The sequence below is a fragment of the Anoxybacillus sp. B2M1 genome (genome assembly GCF_001634265.1).
In the GTDB taxonomy this organism is placed as follows: Bacteria; Bacillota; Bacilli; order Bacillales; family Anoxybacillaceae; genus Anoxybacteroides; species Anoxybacteroides rupiense.
This window is the reverse complement of sequence record NZ_CP015435.1, coordinates 2,748,368-2,772,463: the sequence shown is the minus strand read 5'-3', so window position 1 is coordinate 2,772,463 and position 24,096 is coordinate 2,748,368. Positions and strand designations below refer to the sequence as shown.

The window sequence follows — 24,096 nt, the reverse complement described above, 5'->3', positions numbered from 1 at the left end:
TTCTAAAATTTTTTCAGCGAAAAATGGGCTGATCCAATACAATGGATCAGCCTGCGATGGTTTGATTACATATTGCGGCGGTATTGTCCGCCCACTTCATATAATGCTTTTGTAATTTGACCAAGACTGGCGACTTTAACCGTCTCCATCAACTCTTCAAAAATATTGCCTCCGCTTACTGCTGCGTGCTTCAAGCGATTTAACGCTTCTTCGGCCTTATCTCGATTGCGTTCTTGGAATGCTTGCAAGTTCTTAATTTGCAATTCTTTTTCTTCGTATGATGCTCGAGCTAATTCGATGCTGTTGAGCTCTTCTTCTGATGGCGGATTCGGATTTAAATAGGTGTTCACGCCAATAATCGGAAGTTCGCCGCTATGCTTTTTCATTTCATAGTACATGGATTCATCTTGAATTTTGCCACGTTGGTATTGCATTTCCATCGCGCCTAATACACCGCCGCGGTCATTGAGGCGCTCAAATTCTTTTAATACCGCTTCTTCAACCAAATCGGTTAATTCTTCAATAATAAATGATCCTTGTAACGGATTTTCGTTTTTCGTTAAACCGTGCTCTTTTGTAATAATGAGCTGAATCGCCATCGCACGACGGACCGACTCTTCGGTTGGTGTTGTGATCGCTTCATCATACGCGTTTGTATGAAGCGAGTTACAGTTATCATGAAGCGCCATTAGCGCTTGAAGCGTTGTTCGAATGTCATTAAAATCAATTTCCTGTGCATGCAGAGAGCGCCCGGATGTTTGCACGTGATATTTTAACTTCTGGCTGCGCTCATTTGCGCCGTATTTTTCACGCATCACAACGGACCAAATACGGCGAGCCACACGCCCGATTACCGTATATTCAGGATCTAATCCGTTGCTAAAGAAGAAGGAAAGGTTTGGTGCAAAATCGTCAATATGCATGCCCCGGCTTAAATAATATTCAACATACGTGAAGCCGTTCGCCAACGTAAACGCGAGCTGTGTAATCGGATTCGCTCCTGCTTCGGCGATATGATAGCCGGAGATCGAAACGGAATAGTAGTTGCGCACTTTGTTTTTAATAAAGTATTCTTGAATATCTCCCATCATTTTTAACGCAAATTCTGTCGAGAAGATGCATGTGTTTTGTCCTTGATCCTCTTTTAAAATATCCGCTTGCACCGTGCCGCGCACGGTTTGCAGCGTCCAAGCCTTCACTTCTTCATATTCTGCCTCTGTTAATGGACGGCCTAATTCTTCTTCTCGTTTTTCCACTTGCTGTTCAATCGCCGTATTCATAAACATCGCCAAAATAATGGGCGCTGGACCATTGATGGTCATGGAAACAGAGGTCGATGGATGGCATAAATCAAAGCCTTTATACAACTTCTTCATATCATCAAGCGTACAAACACTTACACCACTTTCGCCTACTTTCCCAAAAATATCAGGACGATATTGCGGATCTTCTCCATACAAGGTGACCGAATCAAAAGCCGTACTTAAGCGCTTCGCCGGATCATCTTTACAGAGATAGTGAAAACGGCGGTTCGTCCGTTCTGGCGTGCCTTCGCCAGCAAATTGCCGCTTCGGATCTTCCCCTTGGCGCTTGAACGGGAATACGCCAGCTGTATATGGAAAGAAACCCGGTACATTCTCCTTATATACCCAGCGTAAAATTTCCCCATAATCTTTAAATTTCGGCAGCGCTACTTTTGGAATATCTAAGCCGGCCAAGCTTTTCGTCGTTAAATCTGTCACAATTTCCTTATCGCGGATTTTTGTCACAAATTGCTTGGCAGCATATTTCGCTTTAAGCTCTTCCCATGAAGCAAGAATTTGCTTAGATTCCGCTGTTAATTGATTTTCATAATGTTGCTTTAACGCTTCGAGCGAGGCGAGCACTTTCTCGTTTCGTTCACGCTCTTTGACGGCTTCAATGGCCCCTTCTAATTGGAACAACCGCCGAGCCACATCCGCTTGCTGCTCAGATTTTTTATGATAAGAGCGAACGGTATCAGCGATTTCACGCAAATAATAGCGGCGATCATTCGGAATAATCACATTTTGTTTTTGAACATCTGCCACCGATTCAAGCGTTGTTGTCCAGTTCGTTCCCGCTTTTTTGTTGATCAGATCAATTAAAGCGACAAACAATGTATTCGTGCCCGGATCATTAAATTGGCTTGCAATCGTTCCATATACCGGCATTTCTGATAAATCTTTATCAAACAATTGATGGCTGCGCTGATATTGCTTTTGCACCTGGCGCTTTGCATCTTCAGAACCTTTGCGCTCAAATTTGTTGATCACGATTAAATCCGCATAATCAATCATGTCAATTTTTTCAAGCTGTGTCGGTGCACCGAATTCACTCGTCATGACATACATGGAAATATCACACACTTCGGTAATCGCAGCATCCCCTTGACCGATTCCGCTCGTTTCAACAATGATTAAATCAAACCCGGCTGCTTTTACGACTTCAATCGCATCTTGAATCGCCAATGAAAGCTCAGAACGAGAGCTACGAGTGGCTAGGCTGCGCATATAGACTCGCGGAGAATGAATGGAATTCATACGAATGCGGTCTCCTAATAGCGCACCACCTGTTTTTTGCTTCGTTGGGTCAACTGATAAAATTGCCACCTTTTTATCAGGAATTTCATTTAAAAAGCGGCGTATTAATTCATCGGTTAACGAGCTTTTTCCTGCTCCCCCCGTTCCTGTAATCCCTACAACCGGAACAGGCTTTGTCAGCTCTTTTATTTTATCAAGAACCGTCTCCGCAGCAGCGGCGACTTCTGTTGCCGTATCCATCCGGTTTTCACATAAGGTAATCAGGCGGGCAACCGCTTGAACGTCGCCATTTGGCAAGCGTTCAAGTTCATCCGTGATCGTTCGAACCGTTGGAAAATCACACTCTTCCAACATGACATTGATCATTCCCTGTAAGCCGAGAACACGACCGTCTTCTGGCGAAAAAATGCGGGCAATTCCATAGTCATGTAACTCTTTTATTTCCCTAGGAATAATGACGCCGCCCCCTCCGCCATAAATGCGGATGTGGGAAGCGCCTCTTTCCTGCAACAGATCATACATATATTTAAAAAATTCGACGTGTCCTCCTTGATAAGAAGAAACAGCAATGCCTTGAACATCTTCTTGAATGGCCGCATTGACAATCTCTTCTGCCGAGCGGTTATGCCCTAGATGAATGACTTCGGCGCCGCTTGTTTGTAAAATGCGGCGCATAATATTAATTGAAGCGTCATGGCCATCAAATAAGCTAGAGGCTGTCACAAAACGAACATGATGTTTCGGACGGTAAATGTGAGCCATCCTCTCTCCCCCTTATTGTCATTATGACCGTTTTTCCAAAATACCCCTTAATAACAAATCCGTCTGCAATTCAATATATTCTTCCAATGTATACATTTTGTGCAGCGCCCAACGGCGAAACGCCCACATTTGCCCTAGCACAAAAATGTTATGGGCAAACAGCTGAATTTCTTGTTCTGTTAATTCAAACACGCCATTTTGCACACAAGCCTGCAAAATATTTTCAAACATTCCGACCATTTGTAGTTCTTTATTAAGAACATATGGGAGCGAATCTTTCGTTAATGATTTTGCTTCTTGGTACATGACAAGGACTTCGTCCTGCAATTCATTGACCACCCTAAAGTAATGAGCGATCGCCAATTTAAAGCTTTCAATTGTTCCATGATGAGTATCAATGTCCTTTTCCATCCGTTCGCGTACTTCATCGTAAATGCGGTCACACACTAAATACAGCACATCTTCTTTTTGACGGATATATTCATATAAAGTTCCGATGCTAAACCCTGATGCTTTCGCAATTTCTCTTGTTGTGGTACGATGAAATCCTTTTTGCTTGAAAAGGGAAATGGCCCCTTTAATCATTTCATTGCGCCTTTTTTTCACAAGGCGTTCATCCTTTACAGATGCTGGGACTTCTCGTTTTTTCATATTCATCGTGGATCGCTCCGCTTATTCTTTTGTGAGCATTCTTGAAATGACAATTCGTTGAATTTCTTGTGTTCCTTCATAAATTTGCGTAATTTTCGCGTCACGCATAAAGCGTTCGACTGGATAATCTTTTGTATATCCATATCCACCAAAAACTTGAACCGCATCTACCGTTACTTTCATCGCTGTGTCTCCAGCAAACAGTTTGGCCATCGCTGACGCTTTGCCATATGGAAGACCATTGGATTCTAGCCATGCTGCTTGGTAGGTTAACAAGCGAGACGCCTCAACGGCTGTCGCCATATCCGCCAACTTAAATCCGACTCCCTGCTGCTCGATGATCGGCTTGCCAAATTGAACGCGTTCTTTTGCATATTCCACCGCCGCATCCAATGCTCCTTGCGCGATGCCTACTGCTTGTGCAGCGATGCCGTTGCGCCCGCCATCTAATGTCATCATGGCAATTTTAAAGCCTTCCCCTTCTTGACCGAGAAGATTTTCCTTCGGAATGCGGCAATCTTCAAAAATAAGCTCGGTTGTTGGCGAAGAACGGATACCAAGTTTTTTCTCTTTTTTGCCAATCGAAAATCCTGGCGTTCCTTTTTCTACAATAAACGCGCTAATGCCTTTATGCTTTTTCTCTGGGTCTGTCACCGCGAATACAACATAAATTTCCGCTTCTCCGCCGTTCGTAATCCATACTTTCGAGCCGTTTAGCACATAGTGATCCCCGTCAAGCACCGCCCGCGTTTTCATGGAAGAAACATCCGATCCTGCCCCTGGCTCCGAAAGGCCGTAAGCTCCAAGTTTTTCGCCAGTTGCAAGAGCGCGTAAATACTTTTGTTTTTGCTCCTCAGTACCAAATTTATAAATAGGCCAGCTTGCCAAAGAAATGTGGGCCGACAATGTTACGCCTGTCGAAGCGCAAACTCTTGATAGCTCTTCCACAGCAATCACATAAGCTAAATAATCACTGCCAATGCCGCCGTATTCTTCCGGCCATGGAATGCCGGTTAAGCCAAGCTCGGCCATTTTATCGAAAATACTGCGGTCAAAGCGCTCCTCTTCATCGCGCTCTGCCGCTGTTGGCGCGACTTCATTTTTAGCAAAATCCCGCACCATTTTTCGTATCATTTCATGCTCTTCTGTTAATTGGAAATTCATGTCCTCTCCCCCGTTTTTATAATTGTTTACTAATCACTAACCGTTGAATTTCACTTGTTCCTTCGTAAATTTCACAAATTTTTGCATCACGGAATAAGCGCTCTACCGGATAATCTTCGGTGTATCCGTTCCCCCCGAAAATTTGTACCGCTTCAATGGCATTTTCCATAGCCGCTCGCGATGCAAACAGCTTAGCCATTGATGCTTCTTTGCCGCACGGAATTCCATTTGCGCGCAAAAAGGCAGCACGATAAACGAGCAGCTTGGCAGCCTCCGTCGCTGTCGCCATATCAGCAAGTTTAAACCCCACTCCTTGCTGTTCAGCGATCGGTTTGCCGAATTGGATTCTTTCCTTTGCATAAGCCGTTGCATGCTCAAGCGCTGCTTCCGCAATACCGAGCGATTGGGCAGCAATGCCGATGCGCCCAACATCAAGGTTGGCCATGGCGATTTTAAAGCCTTGTCCTTCTTCGCCCAATAAATTTTCCGCGGGCACTTTCGCATCTTCAAAAGAGATTTGTACGGTTCGTGAACCGTGAAGCCCCATTTTCTTTTCATCTTTTCCGATGATAAATCCTGGCGTATCCTTTTCCACAATAAAAGCAGAAATGCCTCGGCTTCCTGTTTCGTCTGGATTTGTGCGGGCAAATACAATATACGTATCTGCTTCCCCGCCGTTTGTGATAAACACTTTTGAACCGTTTAAGATATAATAATCTCCTTGGCGAACGGCCTTTGTCTTTAAGCTTTTCGCATCTGAACCTGCGCTAGGCTCTGTTAAGCAAAAGGCTCCTAAATATTCACCGCTTGCAAGCTTCGGCACATATTTTCTTTTTTGCTCCTCCGTTCCAAAGTAAAGAATAGGATTCGTGCCGACAGATGTATGCACAGATAAAATCACGCCGACCGTTGCGCTGACTTTTGAAATTTCATGAATCGCAATAATATACGAAACAAAATCCATTCCTGCCCCGCCGTACTCTTCTGGAATCGTAATTCCCATTAAACCGAGCTCCGCCATCTTGCTGAGGATGGGGCGAGGGAATTCTCCTTTCTCCATTTGCTCTACAAACGGGGCAATTTCACTTTCTGCGAACTCTCTGACCATCTTGCGCATCATTTCTTGTTCTTCTGTAAAATGTAAATTCATGTTTGTCACCTCTTTGTTGGATCCTGTCAAACCATCTGTTGATTATTCATATGTGTAGAAGCCTTTTCCTGTTTTGCGTCCAAGCCATCCAGCCTTTACGTACTTGCGCAACAGCGGGCATGGACGATATTTATCATCGCCAAATCCTTCGTGAAGCGTTTCCATAATATAAAGGCATGTATCTAAGCCGATAAAATCTGCTAAGGTTAATGGTCCCATCGGATGATTCATACCGAGCTTCATGACCTCATCAATCGCCTCTTTTGTCGCTACACCTTCATATAGCGCATAAATCGCTTCATTAATCATCGGCATTAAAATACGGTTTGAAATAAATCCTGGAAAATCGTTTACTTCGACAGGTACTTTATTGAGCTTGTGGGTCATATCTTCAATCGTTTGATAGACTTCTTCAGCGGTTGCCAGCCCCCGAATAATTTCGACAAGCTTCATTACAGGAACTGGATTCATAAAATGCATGCCAATCACTTTCTCTGGTCGTTTTGTTGCTGCGGCGATTTCTGTAATCGGAAGCGAGGATGTGTTCGTTGCTAAAATGGCATGCGCAGGGGCCATTTCATCAAGCTGCGCAAACAGCTTTGTTTTCACTTCCATATTTTCCACAACCGCTTCAATGACTAAATCTACTTCGCTTGCATGTTGTAGATCTAGAGAAGGGGTAAGGCGATGCAAGATACTTGCTTTTTCGTCTTCAGTCAGCTTTCCTTTTTCGACTTGTCGCGTTAAATTTTTTGAAATCGTAGCAAGGCCGCGATCTACATATTCCTGTTTTAAATCATGCAAAAACACATCATATCCAGCCATGGCACATACTTGCGCAATACCTGATCCCATTTGACCGGCACCAATTACCATTACTTTTTTTACATCCATCTTTCTATCCTCCATCAATCAAACTTTTTATAAAATCTTCAGCATTGAAATAGGTCGATCAATCGCGATTGGCCTCTTGTCAAGAATGGCCCGCTCTGTCTACAAGGCTTATTTTCCACACTATTCATTCCATGTACAGCTGCGGGCCTTGGTAATGTTTATACTTGTACCATAATGGCATCCCCTTGACCGCCGCCGCTACAAATAGCCGCAATTCCGATGCCGCCGCCGCGACGTTGCAATTCATGAATGAGCGTGATAATAATCCGCGCGCCGCTTGCACCAATCGGATGTCCTAGTGCGACCGCCCCGCCATTCACATTCACTTTTTCAGGGTCTAATCCAGCAATCTTGATGCTGGCTAAAGCGACTGCTGAAAACGCTTCATTAATCTCAAACAAATCGACTTCCTCCGCTTTTTTTCCTGTTTTTCTGAGCAATTCATTAATGACAAGCCCTGGTGTTTTTGGGAAGTCCTTTGCCTCAACAGCTATCGCAGCATGACCGATAATGGTCGCTAACGGCTTTCTTCCTTCTCTTAGCGCTCGTTCTTCGCTCATTAAAACAAGCGCAGCTGCTCCGTCATTGACTCCTGGAGCATTGCCGGCTGTAATCGTGCCAGACGGATCAAATACAGGAGACAGCTTTGCTAATTTATCAAGCGATGTATCTTTACGCGGTGATTCATCATGCTCCACCAACAACGTTCCACCCTTGCGTTGCGGTATTTCAACCGGGACAATTTCTTCTGCTAACAACCCTGCCTCGATCGCCGCGATCGCGCGCTGATGGCTGCGATACGCCCACTCGTCTTGATGCTGCCGGGAAATTTCTAATTCTTTGGCCGTCTCGCCTCCATATATGCCCATATGGACACCTGTAAAGCTGCATGTGAGACCGTCATACACCATTAAATCTTTTACTGTCGAATCGCCCATGCGGAGCCCCCAGCGTGCCTTTGGTAAAACATACGGTGCATTACTCATGGATTCCATTCCTCCGGCGACAATCACTTCGCCATCTCCAGCGCGGATGATTTGGTCAGCCAATGTTACGCTCCGCATACCAGAGGCACATACTTTATTAACCGTCTCCGTGCGCACTTCCCACGGAATTCCGGCATAGCGAGCCGCTTGGCGTGAAGGGAGCTGTCCTTGCCCTCCTTGTAGAACAGTTCCTAAAATGACCTCATCAATTTGTTCAGCGCTAAGATTAGCCCGATGAAGCGCTTCCTTCATAGCGATACCGCCTAATTGTGAAGCCGTTAATGAGCTAAGTCCTCCGCCAAATTTTCCAAACGGCGTACGCACTCCGCTTAAAATAACCGTTTTTCCCATCTTCCTCTCCCCTTTGAACTATATTTATCCACTTAAGCCATGTTTAAGTGTCAGCAGTCTGTACGATGGACTGTTCGAATTAGAAAGCGATTACAAAATACAGACTGAACGCTCGCTCGATACAATAGATTAGGAGAAAGGTGTACATTTCGCACACCTCCCTCTTCTATTATACTAATTATTTTTAAAAATACGAATTATTTATTCAATTTTTTTTAAGATACCATATCCTTTTGGTTTTCGTCACCAAATACCGCTTTTTCTAAAAGCTCGGCAATATCATACGTCGCCACTTTTTCCTCTACTTCCTTCGCTTTTGTTCCATCCGTCAGCATCGTTAAGCAATATGGGCATCCGGAGCTGATCACCGTTGGATTGACAGCCAATGCCTGTTCCGTACGTGCAACGTTAATGCGCGTTCCTGTCGTTTCCTCCATCCACATGAGACCGCCACCGGCGCCACAGCACATTCCTTTTTCGCGGTTGCGTTCCATTTCTACAAGCTTAACGCCTGGAATCGCTCGCAAAACGCTGCGCGGCTGCTCATATACTTCGTTATAGCGCCCAAGATAGCAAGAGTCATGGAACGTAACGGTTTCATTCACTTCATATTTCGGTACTAATCGCCCTTCCTCCACAAGCTTGGCAAGAAGTTCCGTATGATGATAAACCTCCGCTTCGAATCCAAAATCTGGATATTCATTTTTAAATGTGTTATAAGCATGTGGATCAATTGTTACAATCTTTTTGACACCTGCTTTTTCAAATTCAGTGATATTGCTATTCACTAATTCTTGGAATAAAAATTCATTCCCGAGCCGGCGTGGGGTATCACCGGAGTTTTTCTCTTTATTTCCTAAAATGGCGAACTTGACGCCTGCTTCGTTTAATAAGCGCGCAAATGCTAAAGCGATTTTTTGGCTTCGATTATCAAATGCGCCCATTGAACCCACCCACAATAAATATTCAAATTCTTCGCCGGCTTTTTGCATTTCCTTCACCGTCGGAATAAGAACATCCTCGCGCAGCTCCCGCCAATTTTCTTTCTCTTTTCGATTGAGCCCCCATGGATTTCCTTGGCGCTCAATATTGGTCATGGCACGTTGGGCATCGGGGTTCATTTTTCCTTCTGTTAATACAAGATAACGGCGAAGATCGATAATTTTATCGACATGTTCATTCATGACTGGGCACTGATCTTCACAGTTACGGCATGTCGTACAGGCCCAAATTTCTTCTTCAGTAATGACATCGCCAATTAAGCTTGGCATTTCGAGCGTAGCTGCTTGCTCCTGCAAGCCTTGTGCGGCAAACGCCAGCTGATTGCCTCGCGTATTTTTAAACGCAAATGCCGGCACCCATGGAGCTTTGGAGGTCACAGCCGCTCCTGTTTCCGTTAAATGATCGCGCAGCTTTAAAATTAAGTCCATCGGCGAAAGCATTTTGCCCGTTCCTGTGGCTGGGCACATGTTCGTACATCGGCCGCATTCCACACAAGCATATAAATCGATCAGCTGCGTTTGCTTAAAGTCTTCAATTTTTCCAACGCCAAATGATTCCTGTGTCTCATCTTCAAAATTAATTTTCTCAAGCTTTGGTCGGGATAAACGACTAAAGAAGACATTCACTGGACCTGCAATTAAGTGTGCATGCTTCGACTGAGGGACATATACTAAGAAGGTAAGCAGGATCAGCAAGTGAATCCACCATGCGACATAGAAAAGTACAGTCGCTCCTGTTTTTCCTACCCAGAAAAACGCACCAGCGACAAGAGAGGCGATCGGTTCGCTCCATGTTGCTTCCTCGGCGTGCCAAATCATGGACATGCCATTTCCAAACAACACAGAAAGCATAAGCCCCCCGATAAAAATTAACACTAATCCAGCCTTGAAATCGCGTTTTAAGCGCACAAGCTTTTCAATATATCGGCGATAAAACGCCCAAAATACGGCAATTAAAATGAGGAGAGTCACGATTTCTTGGAAAAACGTAAATCCTGGATAAAGCGGCCCTAATGGAAGATGGGCTCCTGGTACAATTCCTTTCATAATAAAATCAATAGCCCCAAATTGAACAAGAATAAATCCATAGAAAAAAACGACATGGATTAAACCGCTTTTTTTATCCTTCAAAAGCTTTTTCTGCCCGAATACATTCACCCAAATTTTATCTAGCCTTTCTTTTACCTTTTGGTCAAATTCCACTTTCTTTCCTAGCTTAATGTAAGCAATGCGCGTTTTTACAAGATACGCAAATAAATACACAGCGTAAGCGGTTACAAGCAAAAACGCAAGGAAGTTCATCACTAATAACGCATTCATATTTCTAATGCTCCTTTCCCCCTTGTTTTTCCATTAACAATAAAAATAATATTAATAACAAAAGAAATTTTCAGAATTATACCCCTTGGCTTTATTTTAATAATGAATGAGCATTCAGTCAACAACGTTTTGCTGGGGCAGGTGCTAATTTTTTTCATTTAGGGAACATTAATAACGATCGATGCAGACAGGAGGAACGTACAATGATGATTTTGTGGGTCATTGTCATTTTCGTTGTACTGATTATAATAGATGTACAAATAGGGCGCAGACGGACAAGCGGAAATGCCAAAAAAGAATACCCGATGCGCCAAGGCAACATAGAGCTGTTTACCAATGGAAAACATTTATTCTTCGATTATTTCCAAACAATCGAACAAGCAAAAAATCATATTCATATTTTGTTTTATATTGTCAAAACGGACGACATTAGTCAATATTTTTTTTCTCTTTTACAGCAAAAGGCAAGAGAAGGAGTGGAAGTCCGTTTGCTTGTAGACTGGATCGGCAGCTTTGGACTTCCTAAACCAATTATTCGTTCTTTGCGAAAAAGTGGTGTCCAGTTTGCCTATAGCCGAAAACCTACATTCCCTTATTTCTTTTACAAGCTAAATCGCAGAAATCATCGAAAAATAACCGTCATTGACGGAATGATTGGCTATGTTGGCGGTTTCAACATTGGCAAAGAGTACATTGGCCAGGATACGGATTTTGGAGATTGGCGTGATTATCATTTAAAAATAACCGGAGAAGGGGTAGCGGATTTGCAAACACAGTTTTTTGATGATTGGGAAGCCGCGACAAAAGAAAAGCTCACGACACGCCAGCCGCACTTTCCACGAGCAGATAAAGGCCCCATTACCCATCAGTTCATTGCGACAAATGGGCAAGGACTTGAAAATGAATTCATTGCGCTGATCCGCCAAGCACAGCAGCAAATCATCATCGGTTCCCCTTATTTTATTCCTAGTGCTAAAGTAATGAACGCGTTGCTTGACGCATTAGAACGCCAAGTCGCGGTGACCATTCTCGTTCCGCTCAAAGCGGATCATCTATTTGTCAAGGAAGCCGCCTTTCCCTATTTCTACCGCTTATTAAATGCGGGAGCGGAAATTTATCGTTTTTATCAAGGATTTTACCATGCGAAAACGATCATGATCGATGATCGCGTATGCGATATTGGCACCGCTAATTTCGATAAGCGCAGCTTGTTTTTAAATGGCGAAATAAATTGCTTGATTTATGACCGTTCCTTTATGCAGCACATGCATCAGGTGATTAAACGCGACCTTTCCCGCTCTGAACGATTGACGATCGATTTTTGGAAAAAACGAACCATATGGGACCGCGGCAAAGAATCGCTATCTCTCCTTCTTTCTGAATGGCTATAAAAAATGTTGGGGCTTTTTCCCCAACATTTTTATTTCCAAAATACACTCAGCCACTGAAATACTTTCATGCCGAGATAAACGCCAATAATTCCTGAAATTCCCGCCAGCGCCGGCGGAGCTGGAATCGGCAGACGAAATAGGGTAAATAAAAAACCGACGACCATGCCGGTCAGTAATGATATCATTACTTCTTTCATGACATTCTCCTCCGTTCATGTCCGCTGTCCATTTTTCGACATATATCTACTTTTATCGACAGCCCTTACACATCTTAACATACTCTCTGCAAAATGAGGAGTCAAAAAAAATGGATATATTTGTGTTGCCTTCAATACAAATATATCCATTTCCTGTTTCACTTAATATGATATTCAAAAAATAAAATAGGCGATTACATTTTTTCTGGCGCCGACACGCCAATTAAAGCTAAAGCGTTTTGCAGCGTGATTTGTACAGCTTTAACAAGAGCTAAGCGCGCTTGGCTTTTTTCCTTATTTTCCGGATCAATTACTTTTTCCGCATTGTAAAAGCTGTGCAAAGCAGAAGCCAGATCAAAAACATAGTTGGTAATTCGATGCGGCGTGCGCTTCAAAGCCGCTTCAGAAACAGCAGACGGAAACTCGCCAAGCTTTTTCAAGAGTTCGATTTCTTTTTCAGATTGAATATACTCGAGCTTCTGTGCCCCTTCATATGTCAAATTCTGCTCGGCTCCTTGACGAAGAATGCTACAGACGCGCGCATGAGCATATTGTGCATAATATACCGGGTTTTCATTCGATTGCGAAACCGCTAAGTCCATATCAAAATCTAAATGGGTATCGCTTGAACGCATCGCAAAGAAATAACGAGTCGCATCTAAGCCAACTTCTTCCATTAAATCGCGCATCGTCACCGCCTTGCCGGTACGCTTGCTCATTTTTACTTTCTCGCCGTTTTGATATAAGCTTACTAGCTGAATAATTTCGACTTCCAATACCGCCGGATCATAGCCGAGCGCTTCAATGGCCGCTTTCATGCGCGGAATATAGCCATGATGATCGGCTCCCCAAATGTTAATCAGCTTCGTAAAACCGCGTTGCAGTTTATCCTGATGATAGGCGATATCTGGAAGCAAATACGTATAAGAACCATCTTGTTTGATGAGCACACGATCTTTATCATCGCCGAAGGCTGTCGAACGGAACCATGTAGCGCCATCCTGCTCATAAATATGCCCTTTCTCTCGCAACGCTTGCAGCGCTTTTTCGATTTTACCGTTGTGATATAACGATGTTTCCGAATACCATACATCAAAGTGGACGCGGAAATCCTCCAAATCTTTTTTTATTTTATTCATTTCGTAGTTTAGGCCGTATTCGCGAAACAGCTTTAAACGTTCCTCTTCGTCCAAAGCTACAAGCTTGTCTCCATGCTCTTTAGCCAGCTGTTTTCCTAGCTCAACGATATCTTCGCCATAGTAGCCGTCCTCCGGCATGTCTTTATCAAGGCCAAGCGCTTGGAAATAACGAGCTTCCACCGACTTCGCCAAATTGAAAATTTGATTGCCTGCATCATTAATATAGTATTCGCGTGTCACTTCAAATCCCGCTTTTTCTAAAACATTGCACAAGGAATCACCAACAGCGGCTCCACGCGCGTGTCCTAAATGCAAGCTCCCAGTCGGATTGGCTGATACAAACTCGACCTGCACGCGCTGTCCTTGTCCGACATTCGTTTGCCCGTAGGATGCGCCTGCTTCAATAATGAGCGGAATTAAGTTGGTTAAATAGCTATTATCCATGTAGAAGTTGATGAACCCAGGACCGGCAATTTCAATTTTTTCAATCGATGCCTTCGTTTTGTCAAAATGGCGGACCAGTTCTTCTGCAATCATACGCGGTGCTTTTTTAGCCACTCTGGCAAGCTGCATCGCCATGTTGGTCGAGTAATCGCCGTGAGCCTTTTCTCTTGGCACCTCTAAAATAACATTGGGCACTTCCTGTTCTGTCGCAAGGCCCGCTTTGATTACCGCTTGCTTGATTTCTTTCTTTAACTGCTCCTTCACCTGTTCCACAATATTCATCATAATTCCTCCCTAAATGTGATCGTTACGGCGTGGCGACCCACTCGCTCATGCTGCATTTCTAATGTATAAGATAGCAATAGCTTCCCTTTTTTCGTTTTTTCTTCATACCAATATTCGATATGATCCGTTTTCGTTTTCATGGTCCATACTCCAAACGGCGTTCGGTAGTTTCCTGATGTTTCTTGCTTTTTTCGAAACACATGGCGCATTTGAACCGCTCCAGAACGAATCACGACGACCTCATCTTTCGTTATTTTTACAACGGTTTTCACGTTGCCGATGTCTTGGCTTTCTTCAAATGTTAAATACGAAGCATTTTCTTTTATGTAATATAGACCATGCGCTTCCAATACAATTGTCTCTTTTCGGCTTCCGTCCCGAATATCCGTTACATGCTTCAGACGGATCGGTGTTCCGTTGGCCTTTTCCATCGTTGGACACACCCTTATAAACATGTTATAACTTTAATAAGTATAAGAAATGGTGTGATGATATTCAAGAGTGCGAAGACAAGAAAACAAAGCGGCTCGCTTGAAACCGGATGCTTTCAAGCCTCCAAGGCCACTTCAAGCAAAATTTTATCAAAAATGGACCAGTTGAACTGTCCACTATTGATATATTCTAATGGACGCAGGCGTGAGTATGAAGTAAAACCCCGTCTTTTGACAAAGACGGGGTTTGTTTATTTTCGTTTTTGCACCCATCCGAGAATCATTTCGCGGATTAGTTTGCTTGCTGTGTTCGCTGTTTGTTCCGAATGATCATAAACCGGTGCTACTTCCACTAAATCAGCACCGACTACATGCACATCTGACCGTGCGATTTCGTGAATGGCAGCCAGCAGCTCTTTTGACGTGATGCCTCCGCAATCTACGGTGCCTGTTCCTGGTGCGTGCGCTGGATCTAGCACATCAATATCAATCGTCACATATACAGGACGTCCCGCAAGCGTCGGAAGCACTTGCTTAAGCGGCTCTAACACCTCGAATTTAGCAATATACATGCCGTTTTCTTTCGCCCATTGAAATTCCTCTTTCATCCCTGAGCGAATACCGAACGAGTATACATTTTGCGGTCCAATGAGCTCAGCAATTTTACGGATTGGCGTTGAATGAGAAAGCGGTTCGCCTTCATACTGCTCGCGCAGGTCTGTATGGGCATCCATATGAATAATTGCCAAATCGGGATATTTTTTATATACAGCTTTCATCACCGGCCAAGAAACTAAATGTTCACCGCCCATGCCAAGCGGGAATTTATCGGCTGCCAAAATGCGGTCTACAAACTCTTCAATCATATCCAAGCTCCGTTGGGCATTGCCGAACGGAAGCGGAATGTCCCCAGCATCGAAAAATTTGACCTCTTCCAGCTCACGATCTAGGTATGGGCTGTATTCTTCAAGCCCGATTGATACCTCGCGAATGCGTGCCGGGCCAAAACGGGAGCCGGGACGGTAACTGACCGTCCAATCCATCGGCATGCCATAAATCACGGCTTCACTTTCTTCAAAGTTCGGATGGCTTTTAATAAAGACATTGCCAGAATACGCTTCATCGAATCGCATAAGCACCTCTCCTTTACTTCGTTAAATCCGCCACAAATTTTGGCAACACGAAGCATGCTTTATGAAGCTCTTTCGTGTAATATTTCGTTTCGATTTCATGGAAACGTTCATCACTTACTGCAAGCGGATCATATTTTTTCGAACCTAGTGTGAATGTCCACATGCCGCTAGGGTACGTAGGAATATTGGCAATGTAGAGGCGCGTAATCGGAAAAATTTCGCGTACATCGCGTTGAACATTGCGAATTAAATCTGCTTTAAACCAAGGGTTGTCTGTTTGCGCTACAAAAATGCCATCTTCCTTTAACGCTTTCGCAATGCCTGCATAAAAGCCTTTTGTAAATAAATTGACTGCAGGACCAACCGGTTCTGTTGAGTCTACCATAATGACATCGTATTCGTTTTCACTTTGCGCAATATGCATAAACCCATCGTCTACCTTCACTTCGACGCGCGAATCCTCTAATTTCCCAGCGATTTCAGGAAGATATTGCTTCGAATACTCAATGACTTTGCCATCGATTTCAACAAGTGTTGCCTTTTTGACACTTGGATGCTTAAGAACTTCGCGAATGACTCCACCATCGCCGCCGCCAACCACAAGCACATTCTCCGGATTTGGATGTGTGAACAGAGGAACGTGTGCGACCATTTCATGGTACACAAACTCATCCTTTTGCGTCGTCATGACCATTCCATCAAGAATCAGCATGTTTCCAAACTCTTCTGTTTCCACCATATCAAGCTTTTGGAATTGCGTTTGTTCTGTATGTAAAGTGCGTTTAATTTTCGCAGTAATTCCAAAATTTTCTGTCTGTTTTTCCGTAAACCATAGTTCCATACTGAACACCCTTTCTTGATTAGCATTCATATACAATGATTATTTCCTCACACAAAAAAACCAAACATGAAAAAGTATAGAGCAATCTAGCAAAATTTCAAGTGAAAATTGCTAGAAAAATGTTTAAAATGGGAAAAATTTTTTCATACTAATATCAATAACATCGATGAGGTGATGAACATTGGAAATCATCCCAAGCAGCCGGTTCCGCGGAACAGTCAAATACATTCGTGCATTTATATTTATAACCCTTATCCTAGCAATCTTATTCACCCTCTGCCTAGCAGGGGTCATTGCGCTGGCGAAAATTGAAGGAGCGCCTCCCTTGGCTGTACCGCAAACGACGATTTTTTATGCTGATGACGGCACAAAAATCGGGGAAAGCGATAACGGACAAACGCGTTACTGGGTGAACCTGCGCGATATCTCTCCGTCTGTTATTCAAGCCACCGTCGCCGTGGAGGATCGAAGTTTTTTTGAGCATCACGGCTTTGATACCAAGCGGATCGCCGCTGCCGTCATTGCTGATATAAAAGCCATGAGTAAAGTGCAAGGAGCCAGCACGATCACACAGCAATATGCCCGGAACTTATTTTTAACCTTAGATAAAACATGGATGAGAAAATTGCAAGAGGCATTATATACCATTCGCTTAGAAGTAAACTATAGTAAACAGGAAATTTTAGAAGGATATTTAAATACAATCTATTACGGACACGGCGTTTATGGAATTGAAGCGGCCGCTAATTATTATTTTGGAAAATCAGCTAAACAACTCACACTAAGCGAGGCCAGCATGTTAGCCGGCATTCCGAAAGGCCCCTCCTACTACTCGCCGTTCAATAACGAGCAACGAGCCAAGTCGAGACAGAAAATTGTGCTGCAATCCATGGTTGAAAGCGGATATATTACGAAAAAAGAGGCAGCAGCAGCATATAAAGCGCCGCTTGTCTATTCGCGAAATCACGAAGTCACAAAAAAGCAAATCGCTCCTTATTTTCAAGATGTAGTAAAGGATGTATTGCGTAACAAATTAGGAATTGATGAACAAACCATTGAAATGGGTGGTTTGCGCGTCTATACTTCTTTAGATCCGAAGATGCAGACCATTGCTGAACAGCAAATTCGCGACACGATCGATCCAGCATCAGCGATTCAAGTGGCATTTGTAGCGATGGATCCTCATACTGGCGAGGTCAAAGCACTTGTCGGCGGAAGAGATTACAATAAAAGTCCTTATAACCGAGCGGTTCAAGCCGAACGGCAGCCAGGTTCAACATTTAAGCCGTTCCTTTATTATGCAGCGATCCGCCAAGGCTTTACGCCATCAACAGAAATGCGCAGCGAATTAACCACCTTTACATTTGACGATGGCAAGGCCACTTATACGCCGCATAATTATAATAATTATTACGCTAATGATACCATCACACTAGCGCAAGCCATCGCTCTTTCTGATAATGTCTTTGCCGTAAAAACCCATCTATTTATTGGCGAAGACAAGCTTGTGCAAACCGCCAAAAAGCTGGGGATTACCAGTTCATTAAAGCAAGTGCCGTCACTGGCGCTGGGAACATCGCCAGTAAGAGTGATTGAAATGGTCAATGCCTACAGTATATTAGATAATAATGGAAAGAAGGTCGAGCCTGTATTTATAACGAAAGTTGTCAACCATAAAGGAGAAACGATCTACGAATACAACGCAGAATCAAAGCAAATTCTTAACCGCGATGCGGCTTATGTAACGACTCAGCTGATGACAGGCATGTTCGATCCAAAGCTTAACGATTACACGACCGTCACTGGGCAAGCCGTTCTTCATGATATTACTCGTCCATACGCAGGAAAATCCGGAACAACCGAAACGGACAGCTGGATGATCGGCTATGCGCCGCAGCTGGTAGCTGGTGTATGGACAGGATACGATCGCGGAGAAAAAATTACGAAGCTGGCAGAAAAACAATACGCTAAAAAGATTTGGGTCAAATTTATGGAAAACAGCTTAAAAAATGAACCGGTTCAATCATTTAAACCAACAAAAGGAGTCGTCGGAGTATATATCAATCCCGATAACGGAAAATTAGCCACAAAAGCATGCCCTATAAAACGGCTCACGTATTATGTGGCTGGAACAGAACCGACTGAATATTGTACGGAACACCTTGATAAGAAAAAGAAAAAGGCACCTCATCATAAAGAAGAAAATGAACCGAACTGGTTTGATAAGCTATTCAAATGGTTTTAAGCAAAAAGAAAACCCTCAAGCAAATGTCGCTTGAGGGTTTTCCTGTCCTAGTTTTATTGTGTTATGCATGTAGATTTAGTTTACTCTTTTTCCAAAAAAAGCTCAAGTACTCGCCTACATACGTTCACAAAAAAGCCATATATATGGATAAATATTACTTAAATTCCAATCCATTCTTCAATTCATCGCTAGAGCGATCCCACATCCCGCGATCATGCTGCTTTAAAAAGTCAGCCAGCACTCGCTTCGATCGTTCGTCCATATGGTCGATAAGAATGAGCCGCTTCAGCGATTTATCAAGCTTATTGACATGATCCGGAAGCACCTTGTATCCGCGACGCGCTTGGCGATCCACTGTCATTTCACACGCAGTGACCCCTGCATAATAAGGCCCCTCGGCTGCTCGATCAATCGTCACCCACACAAGCCAATAAGGTTTTCCATTCGGTACTTCATCGCGGTTAGGCGTAAATTTAATTCCTTTTTCCACTACGCTTCGAGCATGCATCGCCCCAATATCAACAAACGCTTCGCCAGCTTCCACATCGATAATGACAGGCGATACGTTGTCCAAGCTTAGCGCGCCTGCTCCAAATCCGCCATGCCCAGCTGTCGGATCACTTTTAATAATATTAAAACCGATGTTTTTCTTTTTTTGCTCCATGTAAACACCCCTTTAAAAAATAATGGATGAAAACCATGATTGCATCTGCTGCAACACAAAAGGAACCGCTATATTAAAAATCGGATGGATCGTATATCGATCAAGCGGCGTCAACACGAGGATCAGAAAGATAAGCGCGCCGTAGTTTTCCCATTGCGTCATTTTCGCCCGCACATGGCGAGGCGCAAGATCCTCAATCATCCGGTATCCATCCAATGGAGGAAACGGCAACAAATTAAACACGAATAACAACGCATTTAAACTGATGAAGATTTGGAAAAATAAATCGAATCCCGCGGCAAACCAGTCAGGAATCATCGTCATGACTCCAAAGCGAATCATGCTGTACCAAACAAGAAATCCTATTGCCGTCAGCAATAAGTTGCTGATCGGTCCCGCAATGGAGACAAGGATGCCGGCTAAACGCGGATTTTTAAAATGATGCCGATTAACAGGCACAGGGCGCGCCCAACCGAAACCGGCAAGAAAAATAAGTAGCGTCCCCAGCAAATCTAAATGAGCTAACGGCGACAGCGTCAGCCTTCCTTGATTTTTTGCCGTCGGGTCACCAAATTTATAGGCGACATAAGCATGGGCAAATTCATGAACTGAAAAAGCAATGGCCAGCGCCATCAGCACATAAGGGATTTCACCGAGCGAGTATGGCAAAATGTCCACGTTGACTTTTCTCCTTTTTTCTATAATATTTACTAAAATTAAGTATACATGATTCCTCACAAAAAGTGCACATGCACTCCCTAGCTGATGCTATAATAAAAGTGATTTTCTTAAAAAGGAGGCGGGCAATCATGCCTTATGTAACGGTAAAAATGCTTGAAGGCCGCACCGAAGCACAGAAAAAAGCGCTTGTCGAAAAGGTGACAGAAGCGGTCGCCGAAACGACAGGAGCGCCAAAAGAAAAAATCGTTGTGTTTATTGAAGAAATGTCAAAAAACCATTACGCTATCGGCGGCAAGCGTCTTAGCGACGAATAAACGTACATAGCGATTGGAGGAGGCCCTATGACCGGCTTCCTTATTTTTTTATTGCACACCCCATAAAAAACGAATAATATAATATATGTTTGATAAAACGTTCGTATTTTTGGAGGTGCCTATGTTTAAGCTATCGGAATATCGCACAAATATAAAAACAGAAATCATCGCTGGGCTCACGACATTTTTAACGATGGTCTATATCGTTGTTGTCAATCCGGTCATTTTATCAGATGCCGGCGTACCATTTCAACAAGTATTTATGGCAACGATCATTGCCACTGTGGTCGGAACGCTATGGATGTCGCTTTTCGCTCATTATCCTATTGCGATCGCGCCAGGCATGGGCCTGAACGCCTATTTTACATATTCCGTTGTCGGATCGCATGGGAACATCTCCTACGAAGTCGCGTTTTCCTCTGTCTTTGTAGCAGGAATCTTGTTTGTTATCTTATCGCTAACGCCGTTACGCCACAAGCTCATTGAAGCGATTCCTGAAAGCTTAAAGCATGGCATTACGGCTGGAATCGGCCTATTTATTGCTTTTATTGGCTTGCGCTTAACAGGAATCATTAAGGCGCACCCACAAAATTTAGTGGCGCTGGGTGATTTACACGCCCCTTCTGCTTGGCTGACGCTTATTGGTTTAGCTGTTACCCTTATTTTAATGTCGCTTCGCGTCAACGGGGCGCTTTTCATTGGCATGATCATCACGGGTGTGGTCGCTTATTTTACGGGACAGCTCAAATTTGATCAGGGGATTGCTGCGATGCCTTCGCTTCCTAAAGGACTCATCATCGCCAACCCTTTCACTGCCATTGGCGATGTTGTGCAATATGGTTTATATGCGGTTGTTTTTTCCTTTTTGCTTGTGACGATTTTTGATACAACTGGCACAATGATCGGCGTAGCGCAGCAAGCTGGTTTAATGAAAGGAAAAACCATGCCGCGCGCTCGTCAAGCCCTGTTGGCTGATTCTGTCGCGACAACTGTCGGCGCCATCTTTGGTACCAGCCCAACATCCGCTTATATTGAATCATCTGCCGGAGTAGCAGCAGGCGGACGCACGGGATTGACAGCTTTGACGGTTGCCATTTTATTTGTCCTATCCGCCTTTTTTGCACCCCTAGTCAGCGCTGTCTCTGGAATTTCAGCCATTACGGCTCCTTCCCTTATTATCGTGGGCAGTTTAATGATGGGAAGCATTGCTCGCATTCAGTGGGATGAATTAGATGAGGCGTTCCCGGCGTTTCTCATTATCCTGAGTATGCCGCTCACATCGAGCATTGCCACAGGGATCGCGCTAGGCTTTATCTCGTATCCGCTGCTAAAGGTAACACGCGGGAAGTGGCGGGAGGTCCATCCGCTCGTCTATATTTTCGCCGTGCTGTTTTTCTACCAGCTCGCATTTTTGCCCCATTAAAAAGAAGCCCCTCAGCTCAGAGGGGCTTCTCAAACCGTTAACAAACGCTTTTATCCTGCGTCACGGACCCCGGTCGTCCGCTCATGACCATCTCTTGTTCCATTCGCGTCCTCACTCGGCTGCGTTCCTTGTCTGCCAAGCGTTTTCAAGCCAGTCTGATGTAAAAAGGTGTAGGCAAAGTCCATGTTGACTTTGTCCACCATCTGTAAACCCTCAAACAGGAGCTTCTGTTTTATGACGCAATTGCTCAATATATCGATAAGCCTGCTCAATCTCTTCTTCTGTATAACGCTGCTTGCTCTTTACCAAAAACACTTTTTCTTTTACTGCATCCTTGCTGAAATTGTCAAAATAAAGGATGGTAGACACAAGCTCAAGAAATCGTGAATTTTGTTCATTCATATCTTGGAGGCATTCTGTTAAATGCGGCATATGAATATCATAATGCTTTAAAAAATCCGCTCCCGCTTCCGTCAGCGTATAGCGATATTGGAAATAGCCTCCTTTTTTCTCTTTTACTTCGTTTAAAAAACCGAGATTGCAAAGTTCTTCAATGCGCCATGTCAATTCCTCTGAATATGGCCCATAAAAATGAAAGTCAAACTTCTCATAAAAAGGGAAATTTAATTTCTTGGCAATATAAATCATCTTTTGGAGCTTTTTTCGCCCTACAATTTCCCCAGCCGCCGCAAATGCCTTTACAATCTTTGCGTGTTCTGTTAACACCCCTTGTCATCTCCTAACCCTCAAGTATTTCAAGAATCTTTTTCTTTGCCGTACGTTTTGTCGAAAAATCCTGCAGAAAATCGTCCGGAAAATACAATTTATGATCGGTTCTGCGCTTGCCAGAAATCGCATCCACAAGCACCGATTCCCTTGACAGCTCACGAAGTTCCCCGTTTGGCATTAACAAATAGATCGGCAACCGTTCCCCTTCTTCCCCGGGACGGTAAAAGTCGTATGGAAGATCAGACGAGGAATCAACCACCAAATAATAGTCTGGATCAATCCCCGCCTTTTTAAATAAAGCAGTCAGCTCCATCAGCTTCTTCATTTGCTCATTGGTCGGACTAAATTCCACATATTTAAATAAACGGCGATGAACAAAGCGGCGGCATAAATCCCGCAAAATCTCATCTTTCTCATCCTGCCATTGTTGAAAGTAGTACAGAATCACCGCTTCATCCAGTTTAAGGTAATCATGCAGCATCACCTGCCCCGTAAAAAGAGAATAGAAGTGATGCGGATGCGTTCGGAACATATAGCCCTCTTCATGCAAAGTTTTCGCCCGGTGCAAAATTTTCGTCAGTATCACTTCCGCACTGCGTGTTACGGGATGAAAATAGACCTGCCAATACATTTGATAGCGGCTCATAATGTAGTCTTCAACTGCATGCATACCGCTTCGCTTAATGACGACCTGATCTTCACGCGGGCGCATGACGCGCAAAATGCGTTCCATATCGAAGTTTCCATAGCTGACGCCTGTATAATAGGCATCGCGAAGCAAATAGTCCATGCGATCAGCGTCAATTTGGCTCGAAATTAAGCTGACGACAAGCTTATTTTGATACGTTTTGGCAATGACCTCTGCCACTTTCTGTGGAAAGTCATCCCCCATTCTTTTTAAAACCGCATGAACTTCCGTGTCTCCTAAAATAATCGCCTGTGTGAAATCTTCGTGATCGAGGTGGAATACTTTTTCAAATGAGTGTGAAAACGGACCGTGACCTAAATCATGCAATAACGCCGCACATAAACAAAGCAGCCGTTCACTATGATCCCAATGCTCCCTGCCGACAAACACATCATCAATAATGCGGCGGATAATTTCATAGACGCCAAGCGAGTGGTTAAAACGGCTGTGCTCCGCACCATGAAACGTTAAGTAAGTGGTGCCTAGCTGCTTAATGCGGCGCAATCGTTGAAATTCTTTTGTTCCTATTAAATCCCATATAATCTTATCGCGAACATGTATGTAACGATGAACAGGGTCTTTGAAGACTTTCTCTTCACTTAATTGACCGCCGGGATATGACATATAATCCCCTCTTCCATTCATAGCATG

At 43.8% G+C, this 24,096-nt stretch carries 21 protein-coding genes; 4 read left to right on the top strand and 17 right to left on the bottom strand.

Annotated elements, in window-relative coordinates; genetic code table 11:
- Window positions 1–65: 65 nt before the first annotated feature.
- The 7 genes from icmF to GFC28_RS13470 form a co-directional block, all read right to left on the bottom strand.
- Window positions 66–3,323: a fused isobutyryl-CoA mutase/GTPase IcmF gene (icmF, locus tag GFC28_RS13500; protein WP_044741520.1), complete on the bottom strand. Its 3,258-nt coding sequence runs from the start codon at window positions 3,321–3,323 to the stop codon at window positions 66–68.
- Between the two features lie 21 nt (window positions 3,324–3,344).
- Window positions 3,345–3,974 carry a TetR/AcrR family transcriptional regulator gene (locus GFC28_RS13495; RefSeq protein WP_044741591.1) on the bottom strand — a complete coding sequence of 210 codons (630 nt, stop codon included), beginning with the start codon at window positions 3,972–3,974 and terminating at the stop codon, window positions 3,345–3,347.
- Between the two features lie 21 nt (window positions 3,975–3,995).
- Window positions 3,996–5,138, bottom strand: a complete 1,143-nt coding sequence (locus tag GFC28_RS13490; RefSeq protein ID WP_044741519.1) for an acyl-CoA dehydrogenase — start codon at window positions 5,136–5,138, stop codon at window positions 3,996–3,998.
- 16 nt (window positions 5,139–5,154) lie between these two features.
- Window positions 5,155–6,288, bottom strand: a complete 1,134-nt coding sequence (locus GFC28_RS13485) for an acyl-CoA dehydrogenase (RefSeq protein ID WP_044741518.1) — start codon at window positions 6,286–6,288, stop codon at window positions 5,155–5,157.
- 42 nt (window positions 6,289–6,330) lie between these two features.
- On the bottom strand, window positions 6,331–7,182 hold the full coding sequence (locus tag GFC28_RS13480; protein WP_044741517.1) for a 3-hydroxybutyryl-CoA dehydrogenase: 852 nt from the start codon (window positions 7,180–7,182) through the stop codon (window positions 6,331–6,333).
- A gap of 158 nt (window positions 7,183–7,340) precedes the next feature.
- Window positions 7,341–8,519 (bottom strand): acetyl-CoA C-acetyltransferase, encoded by a 1,179-nt coding sequence (locus GFC28_RS13475; RefSeq protein WP_044741516.1) that lies wholly within the window; start codon window positions 8,517–8,519, stop codon window positions 7,341–7,343.
- A gap of 215 nt (window positions 8,520–8,734) precedes the next feature.
- Complete coding sequence (locus GFC28_RS13470) at window positions 8,735–10,840, bottom strand: heterodisulfide reductase-related iron-sulfur binding cluster (RefSeq protein ID WP_044741515.1); 2,106 nt, start codon at window positions 10,838–10,840, stop codon at window positions 8,735–8,737.
- Window positions 10,841–11,043: 203 nt separating this feature from the next.
- Here GFC28_RS13470 and cls point away from each other — a divergent pair, with 203 nt between their 5' ends.
- Complete coding sequence (cls, locus tag GFC28_RS13465; protein WP_044741514.1) at window positions 11,044–12,231, top strand: cardiolipin synthase; 1,188 nt, start codon at window positions 11,044–11,046, stop codon at window positions 12,229–12,231.
- Between the two features lie 29 nt (window positions 12,232–12,260).
- Here the strand turns inward: cls and GFC28_RS13460 are convergent, their stop codons facing one another.
- The 5 genes from GFC28_RS13460 to speE all read right to left on the bottom strand — a co-directional run bounded on the left by GFC28_RS13460 (window position 12,261) and on the right by speE (window position 16,701).
- A complete protein-coding gene (locus GFC28_RS13460; RefSeq protein WP_044741513.1) occupies window positions 12,261–12,428 on the bottom strand; it encodes a XapX domain-containing protein in 168 nt (55 codons plus the stop codon).
- Between the two features lie 194 nt (window positions 12,429–12,622).
- Window positions 12,623–14,293, bottom strand: a complete 1,671-nt coding sequence (argS, locus tag GFC28_RS13455) for an arginine--tRNA ligase (protein ID WP_044741512.1) — start codon at window positions 14,291–14,293, stop codon at window positions 12,623–12,625.
- Complete coding sequence (locus GFC28_RS13450) at window positions 14,293–14,727, bottom strand: YwiB family protein (protein ID WP_044741511.1); 435 nt, start codon at window positions 14,725–14,727, stop codon at window positions 14,293–14,295. The genes argS and GFC28_RS13450 overlap by 1 nt, the downstream gene beginning before the upstream one ends.
- A 251-nt stretch (window positions 14,728–14,978) precedes the next feature.
- Window positions 14,979–15,860 carry an agmatinase gene (gene speB / locus GFC28_RS13445; protein WP_044741510.1) on the bottom strand — a complete coding sequence of 294 codons (882 nt, stop codon included), beginning with the start codon at window positions 15,858–15,860 and terminating at the stop codon, window positions 14,979–14,981.
- Between the two features lie 13 nt (window positions 15,861–15,873).
- Entirely contained in the window at window positions 15,874–16,701 is an 828-nt protein-coding gene (speE, locus tag GFC28_RS13440) for a polyamine aminopropyltransferase (protein WP_044741509.1), read from the bottom strand.
- Between the two features lie 181 nt (window positions 16,702–16,882).
- Here speE and GFC28_RS13435 point away from each other — a divergent pair, with 181 nt between their 5' ends.
- The gene (locus GFC28_RS13435; RefSeq protein ID WP_044741508.1) at window positions 16,883–18,946 is read left to right on the top strand and encodes a transglycosylase domain-containing protein; all 2,064 of its coding nucleotides are present in this window, start codon (window positions 16,883–16,885) and stop codon (window positions 18,944–18,946) included.
- Window positions 18,947–19,100: 154 nt separating this feature from the next.
- On the opposite strand, the gene GFC28_RS13430 is transcribed toward GFC28_RS13435, so the two are convergent.
- Together GFC28_RS13430 and GFC28_RS13425 are read right to left on the bottom strand one after the other, a co-directional pair.
- On the bottom strand, window positions 19,101–19,610 hold the full coding sequence (locus GFC28_RS13430; protein ID WP_044741507.1) for a YwhD family protein: 510 nt from the start codon (window positions 19,608–19,610) through the stop codon (window positions 19,101–19,103).
- Between the two features lie 12 nt (window positions 19,611–19,622).
- On the bottom strand, window positions 19,623–20,243 hold the full coding sequence (locus GFC28_RS13425) for a site-2 protease family protein (protein ID WP_082063398.1): 621 nt from the start codon (window positions 20,241–20,243) through the stop codon (window positions 19,623–19,625).
- Window positions 20,244–20,353: 110 nt separating this feature from the next.
- On the opposite strand from GFC28_RS13425, the gene GFC28_RS13420 reads away from it, so the two are divergent.
- Both GFC28_RS13420 and GFC28_RS13415 read left to right on the top strand, forming a co-directional pair.
- Window positions 20,354–20,605, top strand: coding sequence for a 2-hydroxymuconate tautomerase (locus GFC28_RS13420; RefSeq protein WP_255357518.1), 252 nt, complete (start codon window positions 20,354–20,356; stop codon window positions 20,603–20,605).
- 121 nt (window positions 20,606–20,726) lie between these two features.
- Entirely contained in the window at window positions 20,727–22,028 is a 1,302-nt protein-coding gene (locus tag GFC28_RS13415; RefSeq protein WP_044741504.1) for an NCS2 family permease, read from the top strand.
- Between the two features lie 50 nt (window positions 22,029–22,078).
- Here GFC28_RS13415 and GFC28_RS19355 read toward each other — a convergent pair whose 3' ends face one another.
- Genes GFC28_RS19355 through GFC28_RS13405 form a run of 3 tightly spaced genes read right to left on the bottom strand, consistent with a single transcriptional unit; the run spans window position 22,079 to window position 24,069 of the window.
- The gene (locus GFC28_RS19355; protein WP_156487537.1) at window positions 22,079–22,231 is read right to left on the bottom strand and encodes a hypothetical protein; all 153 of its coding nucleotides are present in this window, start codon (window positions 22,229–22,231) and stop codon (window positions 22,079–22,081) included.
- 10 nt (window positions 22,232–22,241) lie between these two features.
- Complete coding sequence (locus GFC28_RS13410) at window positions 22,242–22,754, bottom strand: YwgA family protein (protein ID WP_044741503.1); 513 nt, start codon at window positions 22,752–22,754, stop codon at window positions 22,242–22,244.
- A gap of 13 nt (window positions 22,755–22,767) precedes the next feature.
- Entirely contained in the window at window positions 22,768–24,069 is a 1,302-nt protein-coding gene (locus GFC28_RS13405) for an HD domain-containing protein (protein ID WP_044741502.1), read from the bottom strand.
- Between the last annotated feature and the right edge of the window lie 27 nt (window positions 24,070–24,096).